The following is a 21,952-nucleotide window of genomic DNA, read 5'->3' as shown; positions in this document are numbered from 1 at the left end:
ATATAAAACAATGAAACAACTTATAATTATTACCCTCATCTTTCTTGTTGGTCAAGTAAAAGCATCAGGGCAAACATATTACACCGAGGCTACAAATAGTGATATGTTACATCAGGCAAATCGTACAGGAGCCTCCACTCGCGTCGAGTTCATACTTCCCGATTCCATCGAAGGATATATTCCACTGAAGGCGGATCTTCATCTTCATACATACTTTTCTGACGGACATCTGTCGCCGTCTGCTCGTGTCCGAGAAGCTTGGCTCGATGGTCTTGATGCTATTTCAGTGACTGATCACATTGAATATCATCCCGCCGATACTGATATGATAGGTTATCTAGGAGCTACACTCCCTGATGGTATCGAGGCTCATAATGTGAATAAAAAAACTAATGTTAAACCAAAGCAAGATCTGAACAAATCTGTTGAACTTACCAAGAAAGCTGCCGTCAGCTATGGTCTGCTTATTATTCCCGGTATAGAAATCACACGTGAGCCAAAAGGTATCGGGCACTATAACGCTCTGTTCACAACAGATAACAATGGCATATATGACCCGGATCCTCTCACCGCAATTCGCAACGCCAAAGCTCAGGGAGCTTTGGTGATGCATAATCATCCCGGTTGGCGCCGTGAATCGATTCAACACCCAGATTTTGAACTAAAAGCATACGGCGAAGGGCTTATTGACGGAATAGAAGCCAACAATGGCACAGCATTTTGTCCCGGAACTATAGACCGAGCAAAAGAAGACAACTTATTCGTAGCATCGACGACCGACCTTCACGATACATCGTTTGAGGAATATATTGGTAGAGGACTACGTCGGGACATGACGATAATCTTAGCTAAGGACCGTTCACTTGATGCAATGAGAGATGCTCTTGAAAATAGACGTACCATCGGATATGGTGCAGGAGGGACATTAATGGGACAGGAATACCTTTTACGTCAACTTTTTATGAGTTGTGTTTCCATCTCTCCCGTAAATGGTCATAATATCCAACTCAAGAATCCTACTTCTTTGCGTTTTATCATTCATCCGGATGGAAAAAATCCTATTGTACTCCCTGAATTTAGCTCAATAATTTTGTCTGACAAGGACCGCGGGTTCTCTGTAGATAATGCATGGACAGGAGCTGATTCATTTTTAAGAATATCATTATAATCAAACTGAGATAATGAAAAAGTCAATAAATATCCTATTTTTTACGTTGATGCTTGCGGTTTTTTCTGCTTGCATCAACGATAATGAGCCGATAATGGCAAAAGCTGTACTCTCAAGTACAGAAAATCTTTCTTTCGAGTCAACTGATGCTGAGAGCCTGATAATCACCATATATGCTGATGCTGAATGGAGAGTCGATACGCCTGACTAGATTACTGTTACTCCTTCAAATGGTGTCGGACTCACAGACGTGACCGTTTGCGTTAAGGATAATTATAGTGATGGAGAAGTTGACAGTCCACGCACAGACAAAATAGTCTTTCATGAGTCAAAACTCTCCAGCTATGCCTATGTTATCGTCTCTCAAGAAGGCGACTGTTATCGAGGAATCTCTGAAATTTCAGTGAAAGATATATTCTCTACTGACGATCATTCATTTATTATAGTGAAAGACGCTGTCGTCAACATAGTAAGTGGAAACAGTATGATTATTTCTGATAAGTTCAGTCTTGAAGCAATGTGTGCGACTACTATTACTGATGTCAAAGCCGGAGATGAAATCATTTTGTATGGGCAAAAACTTACTGATGAAAACTCCTGTGTGACGATAAAGACAGACCGAGTAGATATAATCTCATCAGGAAATTTCATAAAATATCCCAATTCGACAGATATTTACGACTTTGACAATAAAATAGATGAATGGTCATTCATAATAGTTGAAGGAGTAGTTAACGGTAACACCATTGAATTGAATGATAAGTCAACATTTTAGGTTAAGACCATCTTATTGGAATCTAATTTAAATGGGGATATTCCCAAAATAAGAAAAATTAAGGCAACTAATTTATTGCGAGTTAGTTGCTTTTTTGTATCTTTAAGCATTGCCCCCAAAAACGGTTTGACGGCCAAAACGGGGGTAATCTAAACTAAAAACACATGGTAAAGATACAAAAAATCTCCGGAATCGAACCTTGTTTAGGTTTTACCGAGTTCGATATGCTAAAAAATATCGTCAAAGTTTTGCAACGAGTGAATTAGGTCGACTCCATGCTCTCTTCCCTTTTTCGGAACTGGTCCGACAAATGCATTTGAAGTCTTCTCCTTTGGGTCGTAAAAGTTATTTTTCTCCCGAAGGTAAAATAGCCTTGATGGTCCTGAAGTCCTATACCAACTTTTCCGATGCACAACTGATTGAACATTTAAACGGTAATATTCATTACCAGTTGTTTTGTGGTGTTCAGATTGATCCGCTTCATCCGCTGACCAATCCTAAAATCGTCAGTGCGATCCGCTAGTTCCTGACGAATCGCCTTGATGTTGAGTCCCTCCAGCTTATTCTTGCCGGGCATTGGAAACCTTATCTTGAGAACCTTCATGTCTGTATGACGGATGCCACCTGTTATGAAAGCCGTCTGCGTTTCCCTACTGATACCAAACTCTTATGGGAAGGTATCGTATGGCTTCATCGTCATCTGTGCAAACATTGCCGGAGATTGCACATACAACGTCCCCGTAACAAGTATCTTGATGTAAGCCGTGCCTACCTTGTTTACAGTAAACTGCGTAAACGCAGGAAATCACAGACCCGTATGATTACACGCGGGCTACTTCAGTTGTTGGAAAAGTTGCTTGACCAGCTGGAGCGGATTCATTCATCCTACGGGAACAGGCTTACACTATCCTCTGATTACCAAAGACGATTCTCGGTCATACAGACGGTTCTTGAGCAAGGGAAGAATTTATTTGCAGGCCAAAAAGTGTCCGACCGTATCGTGAGTATCGACCGGCATTACCTTCGCCCCATTATCAGAGGCAAGGAAACCAAATCCGTTGAATTCGGAGCCAAGGTCAACAATATACAGATAGATGGAATCTCCTTTATAGAACATATCTCCTTTAAGGCTTTTAACGAAGGAGTACGTTTGAAAGACTGTATTCATCTGCAACAACAACTGACCAAGGTTAGGGTTAAGGCGCTTGCAGCGGATTCAATCTATGCCAATAATGCCAACCGGAAATTTTGTACTAAATATCATATAAGTACTTCCTTCAAGCGTAAGGGTAGAGCCGCCAAAGATGAGCCGCTTCGGAAGATCTTACGGTCGGAACTCAGCCGTGAAAGAGTTACCCGGCTGGAAGGAAGCTTTGGAACGCAGAAACAACATTACTCACTGGCCAGGATAAAAGCCAGAAACAGGAAAACGGAAATGCTTTGGATTTTCTTTGGGATACATACGGCCAATGCGGTATGCATGATAGAAAAGGTCGAAAAGAAAAAAAGAAAGGCAGCATAATCTGACTAAAATAAGAGGAAAAGAGGAGAGGTTTTAACTTCCACTAAAAAAAGATATATACATAATGCATGGGTGGGAAGAAAAAATAAGAATATGTAAATAATGTTCTATGAAAAAGATAGAAGACTGGGAGAATTGAACGAAAAAATCAAGAGAAAAGCTCACGTAAAGTAAAACTTTTCTCTTAATTTAGAAGAAAGAGGAACATTTACTGAATATCCCTAAATGGACACCTTATCAGAGTTACCGGTTACTATGCGGGTCATACTTCGTCAGTTTCATTCATAATCCCCGTTATTATTGAGGATAAAGGCAGGTCAGGCTATTCTGCAATTTTTGTAAAATACTTAATTATAAACGATTTACGTTTAATTATCACCATTCTGTTTTTTACTGTATTTTTAAATATTACTTACACAAGTAAACACAATCAATTCTTTGTCTAACTGAAAATAAAATAGTTATCACTCACTTTATAGATCATAGGTAACACTTTAGAAACGATCGAATTACAATATTCTGTTTTATTCTGCATCAACTCAAAGAACCTTTTTTCAAGACAAAAATATAAAAACGAATGTACGGCACTGAGGATATTTGTATGTCGTACATTCGTTTTTTTATTATTTGTCATCATCGATTCCATTCCATGACAACATAATCCTACTCCTGACGTTCAGAAAAGGATGTAGTGTTTTCCGATCCCCTTCCTTATAGTCAATAAGAAGATTTTTATTCACTAGAATACAATATTTTGCATAAATCAACAATTTGTTGTATCTGGTAATTTTGTACCCTATAAAATTTAAAATTGAAGAATTTATGGCTACAGTAAAAATTAAGTTCAGACCATCCTCGGTGGATGGTAAAGAGGGTACAGTTTATTACCAAGTGATTCATGTACGTGTGGCAAGACAGATTAGCACCTCATACAGGCTGTTCCCCGCCGAGTGGGACAAAAGGCGGGCCCGTATCGTCGCCGCTCCGTCCGATGAGGGAAGACGGCAACACCTGTCACTGCTGGAGGGTAAGATAATGGAGGATACCGACAGGCTGGAGGGTATCATCACAACCCTGGAACGGAGAAGGGGGGCTTTTACGGCCGACGACGTGGTTTCCGCCTTTAACGGCGGACATTACAGCCTGTCTTTCCCCGTCTTCATGCGGGAGGTCATAAACGGCCTGAAACGCCTGGGCAAGATACGGACCAGTGAGACCTACACCTCCACCCTCAACAGCTTCATACGGTTCATGGAAGGGAGAGATGTGTTGCCCGACGATATGGATTCCGATCTGATGGTCGCATACGAGGCATGGCTGGAATCGGGCGGGGTTTCCATGAATACCATTTCCTTTTACATGCGTAACTTGCGGGCGGTATATAACCGTGCCGTGGAGAAGGGGCTTACTGTCCAGCGTTTCCCTTTCAAACATGTCTATACCGGAGTTGAGAAGACTACGAAACGGGCGGTACCCCTGCATGTGATAAAGCGGCTCAAGTCATTGGACCTGTCATTTGAGCCCGCAAAGGCTTATGCGAGGGACATGCTACTCTTCAGCTTTTATACAAGAGGAATGTCCATGGTCGATATGGCGTTCCTGAAAAAGAAGGATCTTAACAACGGCATCCTCTCATACCGGCGGAAGAAAACCGGCCAGCAGCTCCTTATAAAATGGGAGCCGTGCATGCAGGAAATCGTGGACCGTTACAACATCCCCGGATCCCCGTACCTTCTTTCCGTTATCGACAGACCGGGAACAGATGAGAGGAAACAATATATCAACGCCTCCCACCGTATCAACAGGCATTTGAAAGTTCTTGGGAAGGAACTGGGGATGTCCGTCCCCCTGACCCATTACGTGGCGCGCCATTCCTGGGCCAGCGCGGCCCGGAGCAAGAACATCCCGATTTCGGTGATCAGCGAGGGTATGGGACACGATTCGGAGACAACAACGAGGATCTACCTGGCCTCGCTGGATACCGCCACCATTGACAGGGCAAACAAGTTGATTTTGAAATCCTTGCAGATATAATAGAATATTGAACAAAAGGATATTCAGGAGGAATTGGAGTTGACTCCGTTAAAACCATAGACTTTGTCATATCATTATTAATGTATATGCCGCAAAATTAGGAACTTCTAATCTGGTATACTATGCGTCATCGCGGAGACCTTTACAATAATGTTGAGTAAAAATTGTCGTCTCTTCATAAGAGATGTATAATTGAATGCAAAAATACACAAAATATTGAGAATAACCACAAAAATGAACAAATAATGGGAATAAAATATGGACTGATCCTTGAAACTGCCAAACAGGCTGTTGAGCAAAGAGTTTCCTAGAAGAAAGCAAAGTGCTTATTATCAGATTGTTTTATTCACATGTATCACATTATACATCTCTTATGAAGAGAGGGAGCTATAGAACACTTGCTCAAAAAAGAATGGGACGGTTCTGTTGCACATTTTTTACACTTAAACGGATACATTTATGGACGGAATATTAAGTTTTGTTTATAAATTAAAACTGATCGGGCGACAGCTGCCAGATGGCACAACACGGATCAAAGACATAAATTAGTTTGAGCGACGATGTCACTGTATAGTACAGAAACTCAACCTAACGCCATGGGGGGCAAAGCGGAGAACGGACCAGAGACGATTTCTGATCCGGAGGTAAAGAAATATACCGGAAACAAGGAGATAACATCCTGGTGCTATTTGTTTATCCATCATGCCAAAGTAGAAACTGTGAGCAAGAAATTGCAAACAGAACAATACCGTATCTTTGTTCATAAGAGTATCGTCTATAAACGTGGGAACAAGCGGATAAAGAAAGAGGAACAGGCAACCATTTCCGGCCTTGTCTTTATCCAAGGTGACGCTAACAGGATTCAAAAATTCTTAAAAGAGAACTTTTTCAATTTATATTTAGTGAAGGATTGCAGTACCGGAGAAATAGCCGCCATACCTGACAGTGTGATGCAACCTTTCATGCGGGTGTCGGAAGTTATTCCCACCCGTATCCGTTTCATGCCCCACTCCTTTGATTATTATTCTGTGGGGAATCCTTTAGTCCGGATTACTTCCGGTATCCTTTCCGGCCTTGAAGGATATCGCATCAGAATCTCTCGTGACAAGTGCCTGGTCACTTCCATTGGAGGAATGACAGTGGCCATTGGAGGCATATATAAGGAGAGTTTCGAGAATCTGGACGAATATGTCCGTCTGCGGAGGAAGCAGCTGGAAAAAATCAGGCAATCATCGTATGTCACATTCACACCGCTTCAAAAGGAAATAGACGGCTGTTTTTTTACACCCCAAAATCAATTGGATATAATGGGCATGGCGGAAAATCTCACGCCGTGGGTTACAAGGATGAAATCCGATATGGTAAAAAAGAACTTTGATGAAGCGGTGGAAATAGCGTTCTTCCTGCTTGAAGAAACAGGAAGCTATTTCCGGAGTATATATTACGATTCCCATATCGGAGACATGAAAGACATGATGATAATATGTGAAAAAGCGGATCAAATTCTGGTGTCTGTTATAAACTGCATGGATATATCTGTGGATTTGAAGGAAATTGTAGAAACCGGACGGGAGTCGCTGGCTATTCGATATCCGTTTCTGCCGATAGAATTGTAGATGGTAATTATAAGTAAAGTTTTAAGTACTACATTTTTTTTATTTGATGTCAAAAAGTAGTATAAACTGTTATTGGTATACTCGAAAAGTATTCATGTTTCTATTGACAATTCTTTTAAACATATGAAAAATGACTCATTTTTAGATAAAGTTATTGGATCACTCCTTTCACAAAATTTTCAAGTAGATTCAAATGCTTATACTTATGGTTTAGTAAAGGGTAAAAATGATTCCTTCTCTGGGAAAGTGATTGACGGCATAGATGTAGCCAAAAGCATACTTGCTATAGCTCAAATTTTTGGTTCCCCAATTGATTCTGATTGTGCTGATTTTAAAACGATTTTTAATGGAGAAGGTTTTAAGAAAGATTTAAAGGCTTTGTATTCTATGACAGATGCCGTGCTTTACAAATTTATATTAGGACAACCTTTAATTGTAGGAGTAGTGAAAGCAGACAGTTTAACGCATAATGAAATCTATGATATTACTGATAAATTCGATAAAGCAATTCTTGGTTTTAGGAAATACACAGCGCGTATGAAATGGACTAAATGTCGGTAACCGGAATACTTTTGTTTTTATTTTACGATAAAAATAAAGCAAATAGCTATTGTTTATGTGCACAACAGAATTGTAAAAGATGGCATTTCTGGAAAAAAACATAGACACTAGGTTGGGCGATCGATATTAATAGTAAGAATATTATAAAACATAAAGGAATTCCTTTCCTTATAGGCCCTATATTGGATACAAAAAAATTTCAGAATGACTTGTTTGGAAAATAAAAAAGGATGTTCACCAATGTTGTTTCTTGCTTATATTTTAACAATGATGACCAATTCAACTAATGAGGATAGCTATAGATTTTGACGGAACGATTGTGGAACACAGATATCCGCGGATAGGGAAAGAGATTCCTTTTGCCATTGCCACCCTGAAACAGTTGCAGACCGAACGGCATTTGCTTGTTTTATGGACGGTGCGTGAGGGGAAACTGCTTGACGAGGCGGTGGACTTCTGCCGCAAGCGCGGATTGGAGTTTTATGCTGTCAATGCAAATCATCCGGAAGAAGAAGTGAGAAACGATATGACCAGCCCTTGCAGGAAAGTCGTGGCCGACTTGTACATTGATGACTTGAATGTGGGGAAACTGCCCGACTGGGGAGCTATCTATGAGATGATACATAATCGGTGGAGTTATGAACGCTATTTGAATGAAATTCATGGCTTTGAGAAACAGAAAAAGATTTCCATTTGGAAACGGATATTTAGGTAATAATTTACAGATTGTAGATTCGTCGTCAGATAAGTTCTTTCTGCTGTCATTTAGATGCTAATGACCACACAATCGGAAAACACGAGGCGCATAGCCAAGAACACGCTGATGCTCTACGTGCGTATGCTATTCAGCATGTTGGTATCGCTTTATACATCGCGAGTGGTATTGAACGCATTGGGAGTGGAAGACTATGGCATATATAATGTTGTAGGCGGGTTTGTGGCCATGTTTTCATTGGTTTCCTCCTCCTTGTCATCGGCAGTAAGCCGTTTTCTCACTTTTGAGTTAGGCAGGAAAAATGTGGAACGGCTTAAATTGATGTTCTTCACTTCCTTGTCCATTCACATCATATTGGCACTGGCAGTAGTCCTTGCGGCGGAAACCGTCGGTTTGTGGTTCTTGAATACCCAAATGACCATACCGGCCGATCGGCTTCATGCAGCAAATTGGGTATTTCAGGCCTCCGTCTGTTCATTTGCACTGGGATTGTGCAGTACGCCGTTCAACGCCTCGATCGTATCGCATGAGCATATGGGTACTTTTGCCAAAGCGGGAATCATGGATGTGATGCTGCGTTTGCTGGTGGTATTGTTTATAGCCTGTCCTTCGTGGCATTTTGACCGTCTGATAATCTATTCGTTGCTATTGGTTCTTGTCAGTATCTCTTTGCAGTGCTTTTATTTGTATTATTGTGGCAGACATTTTGAGGAATGCCGGTGGCGTTTCAGTTTCGACCGTCCATGTTGGAAAGAGATGAGTTCGTTCGCGGTATGGAACTTTATTGGTTGTACCGCCGGATTGTTGAAAGGGCAGGGTGTCAATGTGTTGCTCAATATCTTTGTCGGTCCGGTACTGAATGCCGCCCGAGGCATAGCCGACCAGGTAAATGCTGCGATCTGCTCGTTTTCCGGCAATTTCATGATTGCCCTGAATCCTCAAATCACGAAATCATACGCTTCCGACAATCGGGAGTATACAATGTCATTGGTAGAGCGCGGTTCCCGCTTCTCGTTCTATATCATGTTTATTTTGGCCTTGCCAGTCTTGTTGGAAACCGATTTTATACTGAATCTTTGGCTGAAGCAATACCCTGACCATACCGTAAATTTCGTCCGGCTGGTTTTGCTGCTGTCACTTAGTGATATACTGTCGAACACCTTGATCACACTGCAGAACGCGAACGGTAATATCCGCAATTACCAGATTGCGGTCGGCGGAATGCTGATGATGAACTTTCCGCTTTCTTATTGTTGCTTGAAGGCCGGTTTCCCTCCGGAATCCACATTGGTGGTGGCATTGTTCGTTTCCGTTTGCTGCCTGATACTCCGTTTGCTTTTTTTGCGCCGCATGGTTCGTCTTTCCGTCAGGCGATATATACGGAATGTATGTCTTAACACGTTCACTGTGGCTGTGACCGCTTCCTGTTTGCCCATATTGCTCAGTCGGCAAATGGAAGACGGTTGGATTCGTTTTATAGTCGTGTGTGTGGCAAGTGTGTGTTGCGTCGGAGTCTCTTCCTATTTTATAGGGTGCGGCTCGTCCGAACGCGCGTTCATCGTACAGACGCTCCACGGAGTAAAGACTAAACTGCTGAAATGATAAAAGTGGAAGATAAATCGCGTTGCTGTGGTTGCGAGGCTTGTGTGTCAAGTTGTCCCCTGCAGTGCATTGAGCTTGTAAAGGATAAGGAAGGCTTTATGTATCCGCAAGTAGATACGGCACGTTGCATTGATTGTGGCAAATGTGAGAAAGCCTGCCCCGAATTGGTTGAAGCCAAGGGAAGCGGGGGCGTCACTGTTTATGCGGCCGTCAATCCGGATAAGGAAGCCCGTCTTGCCAGTTCCTCCGGTGGCATTTTCACTCTTCTGGCAGAATCGGTTCTCGCGGAGAATGGTGTAGTGTTTGGCGCACGGTTTGACAAGGATTGGAATGTCATCCACGATTATACTGAGACTAAAGAGGGACTGGAAGCATTTCGGGGAAGCAAATACGTACAAAGCCGGACAGGCGAAACTTTCAAGCAGGCGGAACAGTTTCTGAAAGAGGGTCGTAAGGTGCTTTTCTCGGGTACTCCCTGCCAAATCATGGGGCTGAAGAGATATCTTCATAAAGAGTACGACAACTTGCTGGCTGTCGATTTCGTTTGTCACGGTGTGCCGAGTCCATTGGTATGGAGGAAATACATAGAAGAAACACTCGTCCGTCAGGACGAAAAAATTCAGTTTCGTCCCACCTTAAACCACTTGTTCTTGGACGAGATGCCCCTTATAGAGGGTATCTCGTTCAGAAACAAATGCTTAGGCTGGAAAAAATACAGTTTCGCTCTCATCCTCTCCAAGGTGACAACCGCCGGAGAGAAAAATACAGTTTCGCTCTCACGTATATTCTACGACAATGCCTATATGAAGGCATTTTTGGCGAATCTCTCCTTGCGCCCCGCTTGTTACCGCTGTCCCGCGAAATCAGGGAAGTCCGGTAGTGATATTACGCTGGGTGACTTCTGGGGCATTGAGAAGATTGCTCCCGAATTGGATGACGACCGTGGCTGCAGCCTGTTGATTATAAACAATCCGAAGGTGAGGGATGAGTTACGAAAGAAAGGCTGTTTGTTGGCGGAATTTCCCATTTCGGAAATCTTGCCGTATAATCTGAGCACAGCTTATTCGGTGAGCATGCCGAATAACAGGAAATTTTTTTGGTTCATGTTCGATAAAGCCGGCTTCCATAAGGCTTTAATGTTGGCAACAAGCACAACGTTTCCCATTCGTGCGTTGAGAAAACTTTTCAGGCTAATATGAAAATAGGAATATTGACTCAACCGCTGAGTAACAACTATGGTGGCATATTACAGGCTTTGGCTCTGCAAACCGTGTTGCGGTCGATGGGGCATGAGACAGTTATTCTCAGTCGTGAATATGACTATCCGCCATTCCGGCTTTGCCTGATGCGTATATTGAGCGTGTTGAAGTGTATTGTTCGTAAGTATATATTAAGGGACAACCGTGCTATTATTGCCAATCCCTTTTTACACTTCTATGCAACAGATAAGACACAGGTTTATGACGATAACGAAATACAAGCGTTTATCCGGAAGAACTTGAAATGTTCCGTCCGGCTACAGAGTACTTGGATATTGAAGATCTATGTACGACTGCATCATTTTGATGCTTTTTTAGTGGGAAGCGATCAAGTATGGCGCGAGTCTTTTTCTCCTTGTATCACTAATTTCTTTTTGGATTTTCTTTCACAGAAATGCAGAGCCAAAAGAATAGCCTATGGGGCTTCATTTGGAGTGGAACAGAATCCTATCTCTGTAGCTTCATTGAATCAATGTGTAGAACTAGCCAAGCGGTTTGATGCCATATCGGTACGTGAACAGTCCGGAGTAAAAATAATGAAAGAGACCTTTCATCTGTCGGCTTGTCAGGTATTAGATCCGACTTTGTTGCTTCCTGTTGATTTTTATCGTTCTTTCATGCAGAAATCCGATATGGATTCATCGGGTTTGGTGAGTTATTTGCTTGATGGTAATGAAGAGAAAAGAAATATCATTGCTGTTGCACGAGAGCAATTGCAATTGTCTCAGACCGAATTATTACTCTTTCCATCTCGATACAAAGATGAAGTGCCTCGATTTTCTTCTGTTTCTTCTTGGCTTTCCGCTTTTGCTAATGCGGATTTTGTAGTGACAGATTCATTTCATGGTTGTGTGTTTTCTATTATTTTTCGTAAACCGTTTGTGGTAATATCTAATTCGGGCAGAGGAAATGAACGTTTTTTTTCCTTGCTTGATACTTTCGGGCTAAATGATAGATTAGTGTTCTCGTATGAAGAATTTGTTGATAAAGAAGAAATTTTGCTTATTGAACAAGATTATACAGAAGTAGAACGAAAATATGAGAATTTAAAAGTTAAGAGTCTTGAGTTCCTGTTTCAAGCGTTAAATGAGAATTAAGATTATAGAAATCTGTATAAATTTAACAAAATGCTTTTTCCTTTTGTACTCCCAGCATATAAGGCTACTTATTTAAAGGAGGTAATATTAAGTATATTGTGGCAAACTTATACCAATCTTGAGCTTGTCATTGTTAATGATGCTTCTCCAAAATATTTGGATTCCATCCTCAATGAATTTGATAATGATAGAATATTAAAGGAATAATATGAATTTAATGCCACAAATTACTATCATAGTACCGGTTTATAATGCGGAGCGGACCCTTGAAAGATGTGTACGTTCCATTCAAGCACAAACAGTTGTCAATTGGGAGTTGCTGTTGATTGACGATGGTAGCGAGGATTACTCGAGCAAATTGTGCGATGAATATGCGATACAGGATTCGCGGATACGTGTATTTCATCAAGTGAACGGGGGAGCGAGTTCTGCAAGAAACGTGGGATTGGAATATACAAAAGGTGAATGGGTCGTATTTTGTGATTCCGATGATTGGGTTGATAGCAACTGGTTGGAACTATTTAAAAATCAAATTGATAATGGCACGGAATTAATTGTACAGGGATTTATTCCTCATGGGAATTTGTGGCAGAGCCGAACCGGCATAAATTTTCATGGCAATGTAAAAACTGGTATATTGAAATTGCAGGAGGAGAACATATTGGGTTTTATGTGTACTAAAATGTATAAACGTGAAATTATAGAACAATGTGGCTTGCGTTTTGATACCGAACTCGTATTGCGTGAGGACGAATTGTTTATGCTTCAATACGCAGAATACATTTCTACAATACAATGTATGGAGGAAGGTGCCTACCATTATGATATGCCTGATTTTTCAACCAAGTATGGCAATATAGATTTGTTTAATATGTTTCTCAAAATATATGTGGTTCTGAAAAGAATATTTTCAGGAGAAGACAATTTGTTACTTCAGAATTATGAAAATGATTTGACTCAATCACTTTTTCATTCTTTTGTAATGCGTCATGACGATAGATGCAAAAAATTGGAAAACTATCGTAAGGAGGTTGGAAAACGAGTATTGGGCGTGAAATCATTGTCGCAATTCTCGAAATATATATTGGCTTATGTGTCTTCTTTTCAAGTGGCATATCTGTTACTTGAAGCTAAAGCAAAAATCGTTAAAAGTATGCAATGAATCAAAGGTGGCCTGATTATAATTCAATAGCGCATAAGGATTTCCAATTCTTATGTATGGACTATGTACGTTTTGTCCTTGCCCTATTGGTTGTTTTGTTTCATGCATTTGCTCTAAGCAGTATATCGGCATTTTCCGATATAGAATATCCCTTAATAGGATTGGTAAGCCGTGTGTTGGATGCATTCTTGGCACATACAATCGTTCCTGTTTATTCCTTCATATCCGGTTATCTTTTTTTTCTTGTTAAGGAATGGAACAAAAAGGTTTATTTTGACAAAATCAAAAAGAGGATACATACGCTTTTGATACCTTACCTGTTATGGAATGGTATAGGTATTATACTTGTAGCCATTAAACAATTGTCCTGCTTTGACACTTTTATTTCAGTATCAGGTACTTGCATAGACTTTTCATTTCAGAATATCCTGTCTTGTTTTTATATGTATAATGGCAAACTTAGTGTCCCGTCTGCTATAACAGATTATGCCCAACTGGTGCAAACACAATATTATCCAATTAATACAGCATTGTGGTATGTCCGTGATTTGATGGTAGTGGTTGTCTGCACTCCTGTATTATATTTCTTGTTAAAAAAAATAAAAGCATATTTGATTATCGTTCTGGGGATATTATACTTATTGTTTGGTTTTTATCATATTGATTGGCATCTCTATCAGTTGGCATCCGTTTTCCTCTTCTTTTCATATGGAGCCCTTATAGGTCTACAGAGGATGAATTTGGTTGATGTATTCAAAAAGTTCTTTAAAATCTCTATCATACTTTATCCTCTTTGTTCACTTTGTTATTTGTTTGTACAAGGTTATTATAGTAATGTGGCTGTCTTAATAAGAACGGTGAATATGTTTGCATTTATTGCATTTGCTTTTAATGTTACAAGTTGGATGTTACATTGTGTTCCACAATGGCTGACATTTAAAAATATAGGCGCATCAGGTGTTTTTATTTATATGGCTCACTGTTTGGTCTTGTCAAGAATGCTGAAGATACTATTCTTTATCATTACTCCAGATACGGGTATGGGGATGGCTAATTGTTATATTTGTGCAGCCCTTTTCACAATTATACTGTTGATTGGTACTTATTTTTTGCTCCGTAAATATATGGTCTCTGTATTGAACATATTGATAGGACGAGTATGATGTAGAATGAAGAAATGTCGGTAATGAGAAAAATATCAATCGTTATTCCGGTTTATAATACTGAGAAGTATCTGAAATTGTCCGTTGATAGTGTTCTGTCTCAATCTTATCAGGATTGGGAATTGATATTGGTGGATGACGGAAGTAAGGACGGCAGTGGAGCCATTTGTGACAAGTATGCGTCGGAGGATTCCCGTATAAAGGTATATCATACTGTTAATCAAGGCGTGACCGCTGCCCGTGGTTATGGCGTGGAGCAATCTACCGGAGAATGGATTTGCTTCCTTGATGCCGACGACACGCTTGCCGACGATGCACTTCAGGTGATGCTGGGCAAAAGTGCTGATTGTGACATTGTGATAGGCAACAAGCGGATTGTTTCCGGCAATGATGTGACAGAAGAATGGATGAACCAGGACGACAGGCAGTTGCAAGCAGTGGAATTTTTGGACGGGTTGATTAGAAACAAAATATCCCAATACATCACCGGTCGGATATTTCGCAGAATCTTGTTTGATAACGGGACAATCTGTATTCCCCGTGAACTGATTATGGCGGAAGATTTCATCATGAACGTACAGTTGGGCAACAAGGCAAAGAAAATTGCCGTTATCCGGGACATGGTATATGGGTATCATGTATATGGAGAGTCGGTATCGCACACCTTCCGCACCAACTTGGAATATGAGAGCCGATTCTGTGATTGCCTTTTTTCAGCATTGAAGACTGGCGGATACTACGAAGAGGTAAAAGAAGCGTTTACCTTTCAAAAAGTAAGGGCTTTGAAGTCGGCATTCATGGCTCAGCAGGGGCGAGTGAATTTACGCCACCCTTTTTTGCAGGAGGTACGCAAAGAGGCTAAAAGCATCGGGCTGTCGAGAGGATGGAAGTTGTTCTTGTACCTACTCCCCCTGAAATACATCGGCTACATCTTTTTTAGATCATTGAATAAATAATCATTTTAATAATTATGCCATTCGTATCAGTTGTATTACCGGCTTACAAAGCTACTTGTCTGAAAGAGGCTGTTCATTCGATTCTTTCACAGACTTATAGAGATTTTGAATTGATCATAGTCAATGATGCATCTCCCGAAAATGTGAAGGAAGTGGTTGCTAAATTCCAGGATGAACGTCTGGCATATTATGAGAACGAGTATAATGTCGGCGGTAAAGATTTGGTAAAGCAATGGAATGATTATTGTCTCCCCAAAACATCGGGCGAATGGGTGGTAATGGCTTCGGATGATGACATGTATGCGCCAACTTATTTGGAAGAAATGGTGAAACTTACCGAGAAATATTCCCAATACGACTTATTTCATTGTCGTGTTAATAAAATTAACATTTTTTTTGGGAGGGGTAATCGGTACGTCTGCACCTTCAGCAGAATTTGAAAGCTGTTTGGATTTTATTTCCCAGCGTTTGTGCAACCATCGGCTCCAAACTGTACAAGAATTTATGTTTAGACGAAAAGCTATGATCTCAACGGGGGGCTTTGTCGCTTTTCCTTTGGCTTTCTTTACCGATGATGCAACTTGGAGTAAGTTATCGGGAAACGGTGTAGCTTGCAGTATGCAACCTTTGTTTATGTTTCGTTTCTCTGGCATCAATATTTCTTCAAACAAAGAGACTTCTGACAGAATGCTTCTAAAACTGAAAGCTTGTTTCTTATATGCTGATTGGATGAAGACCTATTTGAAAAGAATAGAATGTAAAAACGAGCAAGAAAAAGCTTTTATGCAAAATATTCTAATGGGATTGAAATATAAGCAGCTAGAATGGATAAACTGGACTACTTGCCGTACTAATTTTAAGGATTTCATGAAAGTCTATCGGAATAAGGAGTATAGAAACATATGCGGGACAGCTAGATGGTTCGTGCTTCTGCTCAGGAATATCAACGAACGTTTTTTTGTAAGAAAGGATTATTATTAAACAATACTATGACTTCCGTATTGAATTCATTTTGGCTGGGTATCAAAGTGCCTTTGCGAAAAGCGGTGTATTGGCTTCAATATAATTTGTTGAAGCGGAAAAGGAATGCTTTCAATATCCTTATGGCTGAGGAAACCATCGACTATATCGTTAAACACGAATGTTCCGTTTGCCGATATGGTGACGGAGAAATTGACATGATCACTTGTCTGAAAGAGGGGTTTGATGAAAGTCGTAAAAGTGATTTCCAAACATACGATGAAAAATTAGCATGGCGTTTAAAGCAAATTTTGGGAAACGGATCGGACGAAGAGCTGAATTTGATAGTGTGCATTCCCTATGTATGGAAAAGCCATCGAAGCCTCTCTTTTACAGCCAGACGGTTCATCGAGCGGAGCTTTGTAAATAACCGGGAAATGATATTTGCTTCCATTCATCCTACACGACTCTATGGAGACTCCTATTTTACCCGGTTCTATATAGACGCTCGTAATAAAAAAAAGAAGGGGAGCTATATACAGCATTGCCGCCAAATATGGCAGGGACGCGATCTCTGCATCATAGAAGGTGAACAGAGCCGGTTAGGTGTCGGCAATGACTTGTTCGATAATGCTCAGAGTATAGAACGCATACTTTGCCCGGCATTGGATGCTTTTGCCAAGTATGATGAAATAATGAAGGCAGCTTGTACCGTGAATAAGGCAAAACTCGTTTTGATTGCTTTGGGACATACCGCTACGGTTCTGGCATATGATTTAGCTGAAGTGGGATACCAGGCTATTGATATTGGGCACATTGACATCGAGTATGAATGGTTTCTGATGAGAGCGCCCAAAAAAGTACCTGTCCCGCATAAATACGTGAATGAAGTGCCGGAAGGCAGACAATTTTCGGAGGAGCGGAACAAGGAGTATCTTTCTCAGATAATATACAGTGTGAAATAGAGATGAAAGAAATGTTGCAGGGTAAAGTTTCGGTTATTGTTCCGGCCTACAATGCTGCTCGGTTATTGGAGCGTTGTGTACGAAGCATAACGGGCCAGACATATCCGGCTTTGGAGGTGATAGTTGTGGATGACGGCAGCAAGGATGATACGGGTAAGATAGCAGATCAACTCGCAGCGGAGGATAGTCGTATCCGGGTGGTTCATAAAACCAATGGTGGAGTAAGTGCTGCCCGTAACGATGCATTGAAATTAGTAGAGGGGGAATGGATTACTTTCGTGGATTCCGACGATTATCTGGAACCGGATTTCCTGCGATCCCTACTTGACGGTGAAGTTGCGGATTTGGTGATAGGTGGTTATCATACGGTAGGGGCCAATGAAATACCAAGTGCAAATTATCCGACTGACACAGCTCATTCTCCGGAAGCTATTAAGAGAGCATTGGAAGCCCGGCTTACTGATATGACGTTTTTGTGTCCGTGGGGGAAGCTGTTCCGCACTTCTCTGGTACGGTCGTTAAGGCTGATTTTCAATACGGAGATGAAGGTGGGCGAAGATGTGGTATTCGTGTGGAGTTATTTGGCTCATTGTTCTTCATTGGCTTTCAAACAGGGACAGGGATACGACTATTATACTGAGCCGGGAGCGGATTTCAAGTATGCGTTGGATGAAACTGTTTCTTTGCAGACCATTGAACGGATTTTGGGTGTATTGGACGGATTGAAACGGAACTTCGGCATGGATACAGAGCATGCCCGTTGTCATGTCCTGAACTATTATATATGGTTGTTCAAACTTTATGTAAATCGTAATTATCTACTAAGGGATTTAGCGCGGATGAAGAATTTTTTTTACTATCCGTTGATACTCGATTATTATAAAACTTACCGCCGGACATCTAAAGACAAATTGTTAGTGTACTTGCTTTTGAAATTGCGGTTGTCCGGTGTCCTGTATCTAATGATAAAGCTTTATTATTAATGGTTGTTAGTATCATCACACCACTTTACAAGGTAGAGGACTTCATTGCACGATGTGCCGATTCGCTTTTCCGACAAAGTTATACGGAGATAGAATATATATTCGTAGATGATTGTAGCTCGGACAGGAGTGTAGAGGTGCTCTTGCAGGTGGCCGAACGCTATCCGCAACTTCAGCAACAAATCAGAATACTTCATCACGAGTCTAATCGTGGTGTAGCTGCTGCACGGGAAACAGGGTTGGCTGCCGCAACGGGAGAGTATGTGTATTGGGTGGATGCGGACGATTGGATAGAGCCGGATGCGATAGAGAAGATGGTGGTGCGATCGGAACAGGGGCAGAAGGATATTATAGCTTGCGGGTGGTATCTCTGTTTTAGGCAAAATGAGCGGCGAATGCCCATGCCTTGTTATGCTGATGCAGAAACAGCTCTGAGAGGAATGTTATCAGGAACGATGCGTTGGAACTTGTGGCTCTATATGATAAAACGTGACTTGTATTTAATGAATGATATTCATTTCATGGAAGGGGAAAATGTAGGGGAAGATATGCTGGTACTTATTAAATTATTCTCACATGCGAAGAGTATTGGATTCGTAAAAGACGCATTCTATCATTATGTAAAACAAAACGAGAATAGCCTCACCAGGCTTAGTCCTGAACAACAGATGAAACGTCAAATGCGTAACTTGCAGGCTGCGACGGACTATCTGGTCACCCATTTTATCGGGAAGTATGAAAAGGAAATCAACTTCTTCAAGCTCAATGCCAAGATGCCGCTACTCATCAGTAACGATAAAAACTCTTATCGGACATGGACGGCCTGTTTCCCCGAAGCCAACAAATACATTATGGCGAACAAAAGGCAGACCCTGCGTATGCGATTGGTGCAACTGATGGCTGCGAAAAGGCAGTTTTGGCTGGTGGAACTTTATTACCAGCTGGTATTTAAATTTGTTTACGGAATACTATACAAATGATTCATTTTATAGCTATTATATTAACGGGGATTGCCTGTTCCTTGTATATGTTCCCGTTTTCATTTACTTTCTTACCGGTTGGTAATACTAAGATTTATTTGGCGGTGTGCGGGTTGGTATTGTTTTTTCTGAATCAGATCCGTAACAGGCAACAAGTGTCCAGCCATTTCATGGTGACGGTTTCCCTGGCTGCTTTTGTCGTATCGCTGATCTGCATTGTGTCGCTGTTATACAACGAGACCAATGATACCACCTATGCAATCTATATCATACAGATGTGGGTATGGACAGGTGGAGCCTATTTCGTTACTCGATGTATGAAGTCAGTGCATGGCAACGTGACGGTAGAATTGATAGCGTTTTATGTTGTAGGTGTTTGCGCCATTCAATGTTTTTTTGCCTTGATGAATGAGTTCATTCCGGTATTTAAAGGATGGGTGGACACATACGTGGAACAGGAAACGGCTAACTTGAACAGATTGGATCGTATGTATGGAATAGGAGCTTCCTTGGACACAGGAGGTAGCCGGTTTGCTTGTGCGTTGATATTGCTATCGCATATATTGATGAGATATGCGAATAAAAACAATGGACGGATTATTCTGTTAGCATTCTTATTTATTTTCATATTTATTACGGGTAATATGGTGGCCCGTACTACTTTAGCAGGAGGCATAATTGCCATTCTGTATCTATTATATTGTCTGAGAGAAGGGATTAACGGTTCTGCTCAAAAGGTTTTTTTGTTATTTGCAGCTGTGTTGGCAGTAACAATTCCTATTCTTACTTCTTTATACTATTCTTCTGTGGAAGTCAAGGATATGTTTCGCTTTGCCTTTGAGGCATTCTTTAACTTGTCGGAAAAAGGTAGCATCAAGACCGGTTCAACAAATGACTTACTGTTGATGTGGCAACAGGTTCCGCAAGAGTTAAGGACATGGATTATCGGTGACGGTTATTTCCTTTCTCCACATTTTACAAATCCTTATTATACCGGGCATTTGTATGGGGCATACCACATGGGCACGGACGTGGGGTATCTTCGTTTTATATTTTATTTTGGCATAACGGGATTATTGGCTTTTGCCTATTTCTTTGTGTTGTGCACACGCGAATGTCGTAAAAAATATCCGGCACATAAGGTGTTATTCATACTCCTGCTGGTGATGAATTATGTATTGTGGATAAAAGTGGCTACCGATCTCTTCTTTATTTATGCTCTGTTCTTGGTGGCAGATGATTCTATGGCAGAAGAAGATGAATGTTCAACAGTCAGACAGGTTGCATAATGAGAATCGTATATTGCATATCCGGCACCTGCAATTCCGGTGGTATGGAGCGTGTATTGAGTAACAAAGCCAATTATCTGGCAGCACATGGTTATGAAGTAACCATTGTGACCACAGACCAGAGGGGACGCAGACCTTTTTTTGCTTTGGATGGGCGGATTGAGTGTGTGGATCTGGATGTGAACTATGAGACCAACAACGGAAAATCCTTTTTCAATAAGTTGGTTCATTATCCGTTCAAGCAACTCAAACATAAACGTCGTCTGACAAAGGTATTGAATCTCATCAAACCGGATATTACTGTTTCCATGTTTTGTAACGATGTCGCTTTTTTGCCTTCCATCCAGGATGGAAGCAAGAAAGTGCTTGAGGTGCATTTCTCCCGCTTCAAGCGTTTGCAGTACGACCGCAAAGGACTTTGGAGGCTGGCTGATAAATGGAGAAACCGGAATGAGCAGAGGCAAGTGGCTTGTTTTGATAAATTTGTGGTTCTCACGCATGAGGATAAGGATTATTGGGAAGGGCATGCAAATATAGAGGTTATTCCTAATGCACAGACATTTGCGTGTGATGTTCCCGCCGCTTTGGAGAGTAAAACGGTGGTGGCAGTAGGCCGTTACACCTATCAGAAAGGGTTCGATATGCTGTTGCGAGCATGGAGACGGGTGTGCGACTCAATCGATGATTGGCAGCTGCATATTGTGGGTGAAGGGGAAATGAAAGAAAGCCTGCAACAGCAAATTTTAGATTTATCGTTGGAAGATCGTGTCGAGCTATGTCCTGCCACCAGCGATATTCAAAGCGTTTATCGGGAAGCTTCCGTGCTAGTTCTGTCGTCCCGTTACGAGGGCTTTGGTATGGTATTGCTCGAAGCGCAGACCGCAGGTGTACCTACGGTCAGCTTTGATTGCAAGTGCGGCCCTTCCGATATTGTTGCCGACGGAGTAACCGGTTATTTGGTGCCGGCAAATGACATACCGGCTTTGGCAGAGAAACTGCTTGTATTAATGCGTGATGAAACCTTGCGCAAACAGATGGGACGTAATGCTTTTGCCGACGCATCCCGCTTTTCGGAAAAGGCTGTCATGCAACGATGGACGGATTTATTTGAAAACTTCCGGTAAATGTACAGTCCGTTACAACGA

At 41.3% G+C, this 21,952-nt stretch carries 20 protein-coding genes and 1 pseudogene; all 21 read left to right on the top strand.

The genetic code is table 11. The features are described from left to right. Positions 1–10 precede the first annotated feature (10 nt). The 21 genes and pseudogenes from HMPREF0106_RS12530 (at position 11) to HMPREF0106_RS12630 (ending at position 21,931) form a co-directional block, all read left to right on the top strand. The gene (locus HMPREF0106_RS12530) at positions 11–1,168 is read left to right on the top strand and encodes a PHP domain-containing protein (protein ID WP_009039973.1); all 1,158 of its coding nucleotides are present in this window, start codon (positions 11–13) and stop codon (positions 1,166–1,168) included. 484 nt (positions 1,169–1,652) lie between these two features. Beyond that, a complete protein-coding gene (locus tag HMPREF0106_RS26755; RefSeq protein WP_011107070.1) occupies positions 1,653–1,943 on the top strand; it encodes a hypothetical protein in 291 nt (96 codons plus the stop codon). Between the two features lie 164 nt (positions 1,944–2,107). Next, a pseudogene (locus tag HMPREF0106_RS12545) lies at positions 2,108–3,465 on the top strand (transposase). A gap of 822 nt (positions 3,466–4,287) precedes the next feature. Next, complete coding sequence (locus HMPREF0106_RS12555) at positions 4,288–5,499, top strand: tyrosine-type recombinase/integrase (RefSeq protein WP_009039969.1); 1,212 nt, start codon at positions 4,288–4,290, stop codon at positions 5,497–5,499. 560 nt (positions 5,500–6,059) lie between these two features. Beyond that, positions 6,060–7,115 (top strand): transcriptional regulator, encoded by a 1,056-nt coding sequence (locus HMPREF0106_RS12560; RefSeq protein ID WP_009039968.1) that lies wholly within the window; start codon positions 6,060–6,062, stop codon positions 7,113–7,115. Positions 7,116–7,238: 123 nt separating this feature from the next. After that, a complete protein-coding gene (locus HMPREF0106_RS12565; RefSeq protein ID WP_009039967.1) occupies positions 7,239–7,676 on the top strand; it encodes a hypothetical protein in 438 nt (145 codons plus the stop codon). A gap of 286 nt (positions 7,677–7,962) precedes the next feature. Further along, complete coding sequence (locus HMPREF0106_RS12570; RefSeq protein WP_009039966.1) at positions 7,963–8,391, top strand: BT0820 family HAD-type phosphatase; 429 nt, start codon at positions 7,963–7,965, stop codon at positions 8,389–8,391. Positions 8,392–8,451: 60 nt separating this feature from the next. Continuing rightward, positions 8,452–9,993, top strand: a complete 1,542-nt coding sequence (locus HMPREF0106_RS12575) for a lipopolysaccharide biosynthesis protein (protein ID WP_009039965.1) — start codon at positions 8,452–8,454, stop codon at positions 9,991–9,993. Beyond that, positions 9,990–11,192: a Coenzyme F420 hydrogenase/dehydrogenase, beta subunit C-terminal domain gene (locus tag HMPREF0106_RS12580; RefSeq protein ID WP_009039964.1), complete on the top strand. Its 1,203-nt coding sequence runs from the start codon at positions 9,990–9,992 to the stop codon at positions 11,190–11,192. Before HMPREF0106_RS12575 ends, HMPREF0106_RS12580 begins: the two co-directional genes overlap by 4 nt. After that, positions 11,189–12,349, top strand: a complete 1,161-nt coding sequence (locus HMPREF0106_RS12585) for a polysaccharide pyruvyl transferase family protein (protein ID WP_009039963.1) — start codon at positions 11,189–11,191, stop codon at positions 12,347–12,349. The genes HMPREF0106_RS12580 and HMPREF0106_RS12585 overlap by 4 nt, the downstream gene beginning before the upstream one ends. A gap of 30 nt (positions 12,350–12,379) precedes the next feature. Then, a complete protein-coding gene (locus HMPREF0106_RS12590) occupies positions 12,380–12,556 on the top strand; it encodes a glycosyltransferase (RefSeq protein ID WP_009039962.1) in 177 nt (58 codons plus the stop codon). A gap of 10 nt (positions 12,557–12,566) precedes the next feature. Continuing rightward, a complete protein-coding gene (locus tag HMPREF0106_RS12595) occupies positions 12,567–13,511 on the top strand; it encodes a glycosyltransferase family 2 protein (protein ID WP_085931308.1) in 945 nt (314 codons plus the stop codon). After that, positions 13,508–14,674 (top strand): acyltransferase family protein, encoded by a 1,167-nt coding sequence (locus HMPREF0106_RS12600; RefSeq protein WP_009039960.1) that lies wholly within the window; start codon positions 13,508–13,510, stop codon positions 14,672–14,674. Before HMPREF0106_RS12595 ends, HMPREF0106_RS12600 begins: the two co-directional genes overlap by 4 nt. A 23-nt stretch (positions 14,675–14,697) precedes the next feature. Beyond that, the gene (locus tag HMPREF0106_RS12605; protein WP_011107074.1) at positions 14,698–15,630 is read left to right on the top strand and encodes a glycosyltransferase family 2 protein; all 933 of its coding nucleotides are present in this window, start codon (positions 14,698–14,700) and stop codon (positions 15,628–15,630) included. A 14-nt stretch (positions 15,631–15,644) separates the two neighbouring features. Then, complete coding sequence (locus tag HMPREF0106_RS0124645; protein WP_050427865.1) at positions 15,645–16,070, top strand: glycosyltransferase family 2 protein; 426 nt, start codon at positions 15,645–15,647, stop codon at positions 16,068–16,070. Positions 16,071–16,134: 64 nt separating this feature from the next. Next, on the top strand, positions 16,135–16,611 hold the full coding sequence (locus HMPREF0106_RS0124640) for a hypothetical protein (protein WP_011107076.1): 477 nt from the start codon (positions 16,135–16,137) through the stop codon (positions 16,609–16,611). A gap of 8 nt (positions 16,612–16,619) precedes the next feature. Continuing rightward, positions 16,620–17,555 (top strand): SP_1767 family glycosyltransferase, encoded by a 936-nt coding sequence (locus tag HMPREF0106_RS12610; RefSeq protein WP_011107077.1) that lies wholly within the window; start codon positions 16,620–16,622, stop codon positions 17,553–17,555. Positions 17,556–17,557: 2 nt separating this feature from the next. Then, positions 17,558–18,538 (top strand): glycosyltransferase family 2 protein, encoded by a 981-nt coding sequence (locus tag HMPREF0106_RS12615; RefSeq protein WP_225011882.1) that lies wholly within the window; start codon positions 17,558–17,560, stop codon positions 18,536–18,538. Beyond that, positions 18,538–19,518 carry a glycosyltransferase family 2 protein gene (locus HMPREF0106_RS12620; protein ID WP_009039956.1) on the top strand — a complete coding sequence of 327 codons (981 nt, stop codon included), beginning with the start codon at positions 18,538–18,540 and terminating at the stop codon, positions 19,516–19,518. Before HMPREF0106_RS12615 ends, HMPREF0106_RS12620 begins: the two co-directional genes overlap by 1 nt. Then, entirely contained in the window at positions 19,515–20,807 is a 1,293-nt protein-coding gene (locus HMPREF0106_RS12625; RefSeq protein ID WP_232286779.1) for a hypothetical protein, read from the top strand. The genes HMPREF0106_RS12620 and HMPREF0106_RS12625 overlap by 4 nt, the downstream gene beginning before the upstream one ends. Continuing rightward, the gene (locus tag HMPREF0106_RS12630; protein ID WP_009039954.1) at positions 20,807–21,931 is read left to right on the top strand and encodes a glycosyltransferase family 4 protein; all 1,125 of its coding nucleotides are present in this window, start codon (positions 20,807–20,809) and stop codon (positions 21,929–21,931) included. The genes HMPREF0106_RS12625 and HMPREF0106_RS12630 overlap by 1 nt, the downstream gene beginning before the upstream one ends. Positions 21,932–21,952: the final 21 nt, after the last annotated feature.

Origin of the sequence: Bacteroides sp. D22 (genome assembly GCF_000163675.1) — a bacterium.
Classification (GTDB): Bacteria; Bacteroidota; Bacteroidia; order Bacteroidales; family Bacteroidaceae; genus Bacteroides; species Bacteroides xylanisolvens.
Note: the sequence above shows the minus strand (reverse complement) of the source record. Positions and strands in the feature narration are given on the sequence as shown.

Coding starts and splice junctions, on each gene's coding strand:
- HMPREF0106_RS12530 (WP_009039973.1), top strand. CDS start 11: ATGAAACAACTTATAATTATTACCCTCATCTTTCTTGTTGGTCAAGTA.
- HMPREF0106_RS26755 (WP_011107070.1), top strand. CDS start 1,653: ATGATTATTTCTGATAAGTTCAGTCTTGAAGCAATGTGTGCGACTACT.
- HMPREF0106_RS12555 (WP_009039969.1), top strand. CDS start 4,288: ATGGCTACAGTAAAAATTAAGTTCAGACCATCCTCGGTGGATGGTAAA.
- HMPREF0106_RS12560 (WP_009039968.1), top strand. CDS start 6,060: ATGTCACTGTATAGTACAGAAACTCAACCTAACGCCATGGGGGGCAAA.
- HMPREF0106_RS12565 (WP_009039967.1), top strand. CDS start 7,239: ATGAAAAATGACTCATTTTTAGATAAAGTTATTGGATCACTCCTTTCA.
- HMPREF0106_RS12570 (WP_009039966.1), top strand. CDS start 7,963: ATGAGGATAGCTATAGATTTTGACGGAACGATTGTGGAACACAGATAT.
- HMPREF0106_RS12575 (WP_009039965.1), top strand. CDS start 8,452: ATGACCACACAATCGGAAAACACGAGGCGCATAGCCAAGAACACGCTG.
- HMPREF0106_RS12580 (WP_009039964.1), top strand. CDS start 9,990: ATGATAAAAGTGGAAGATAAATCGCGTTGCTGTGGTTGCGAGGCTTGT.
- HMPREF0106_RS12585 (WP_009039963.1), top strand. CDS start 11,189: ATGAAAATAGGAATATTGACTCAACCGCTGAGTAACAACTATGGTGGC.
- HMPREF0106_RS12590 (WP_009039962.1), top strand. CDS start 12,380: ATGCTTTTTCCTTTTGTACTCCCAGCATATAAGGCTACTTATTTAAAG.
- HMPREF0106_RS12595 (WP_085931308.1), top strand. CDS start 12,567: ATGCCACAAATTACTATCATAGTACCGGTTTATAATGCGGAGCGGACC.
- HMPREF0106_RS12600 (WP_009039960.1), top strand. CDS start 13,508: ATGAATCAAAGGTGGCCTGATTATAATTCAATAGCGCATAAGGATTTC.
- HMPREF0106_RS12605 (WP_011107074.1), top strand. CDS start 14,698: ATGAGAAAAATATCAATCGTTATTCCGGTTTATAATACTGAGAAGTAT.
- HMPREF0106_RS0124645 (WP_050427865.1), top strand. CDS start 15,645: ATGCCATTCGTATCAGTTGTATTACCGGCTTACAAAGCTACTTGTCTG.
- HMPREF0106_RS0124640 (WP_011107076.1), top strand. CDS start 16,135: ATGTTTAGACGAAAAGCTATGATCTCAACGGGGGGCTTTGTCGCTTTT.
- HMPREF0106_RS12610 (WP_011107077.1), top strand. CDS start 16,620: ATGACTTCCGTATTGAATTCATTTTGGCTGGGTATCAAAGTGCCTTTG.
- HMPREF0106_RS12615 (WP_225011882.1), top strand. CDS start 17,558: ATGAAAGAAATGTTGCAGGGTAAAGTTTCGGTTATTGTTCCGGCCTAC.
- HMPREF0106_RS12620 (WP_009039956.1), top strand. CDS start 18,538: ATGGTTGTTAGTATCATCACACCACTTTACAAGGTAGAGGACTTCATT.
- HMPREF0106_RS12625 (WP_232286779.1), top strand. CDS start 19,515: ATGATTCATTTTATAGCTATTATATTAACGGGGATTGCCTGTTCCTTG.
- HMPREF0106_RS12630 (WP_009039954.1), top strand. CDS start 20,807: ATGAGAATCGTATATTGCATATCCGGCACCTGCAATTCCGGTGGTATG.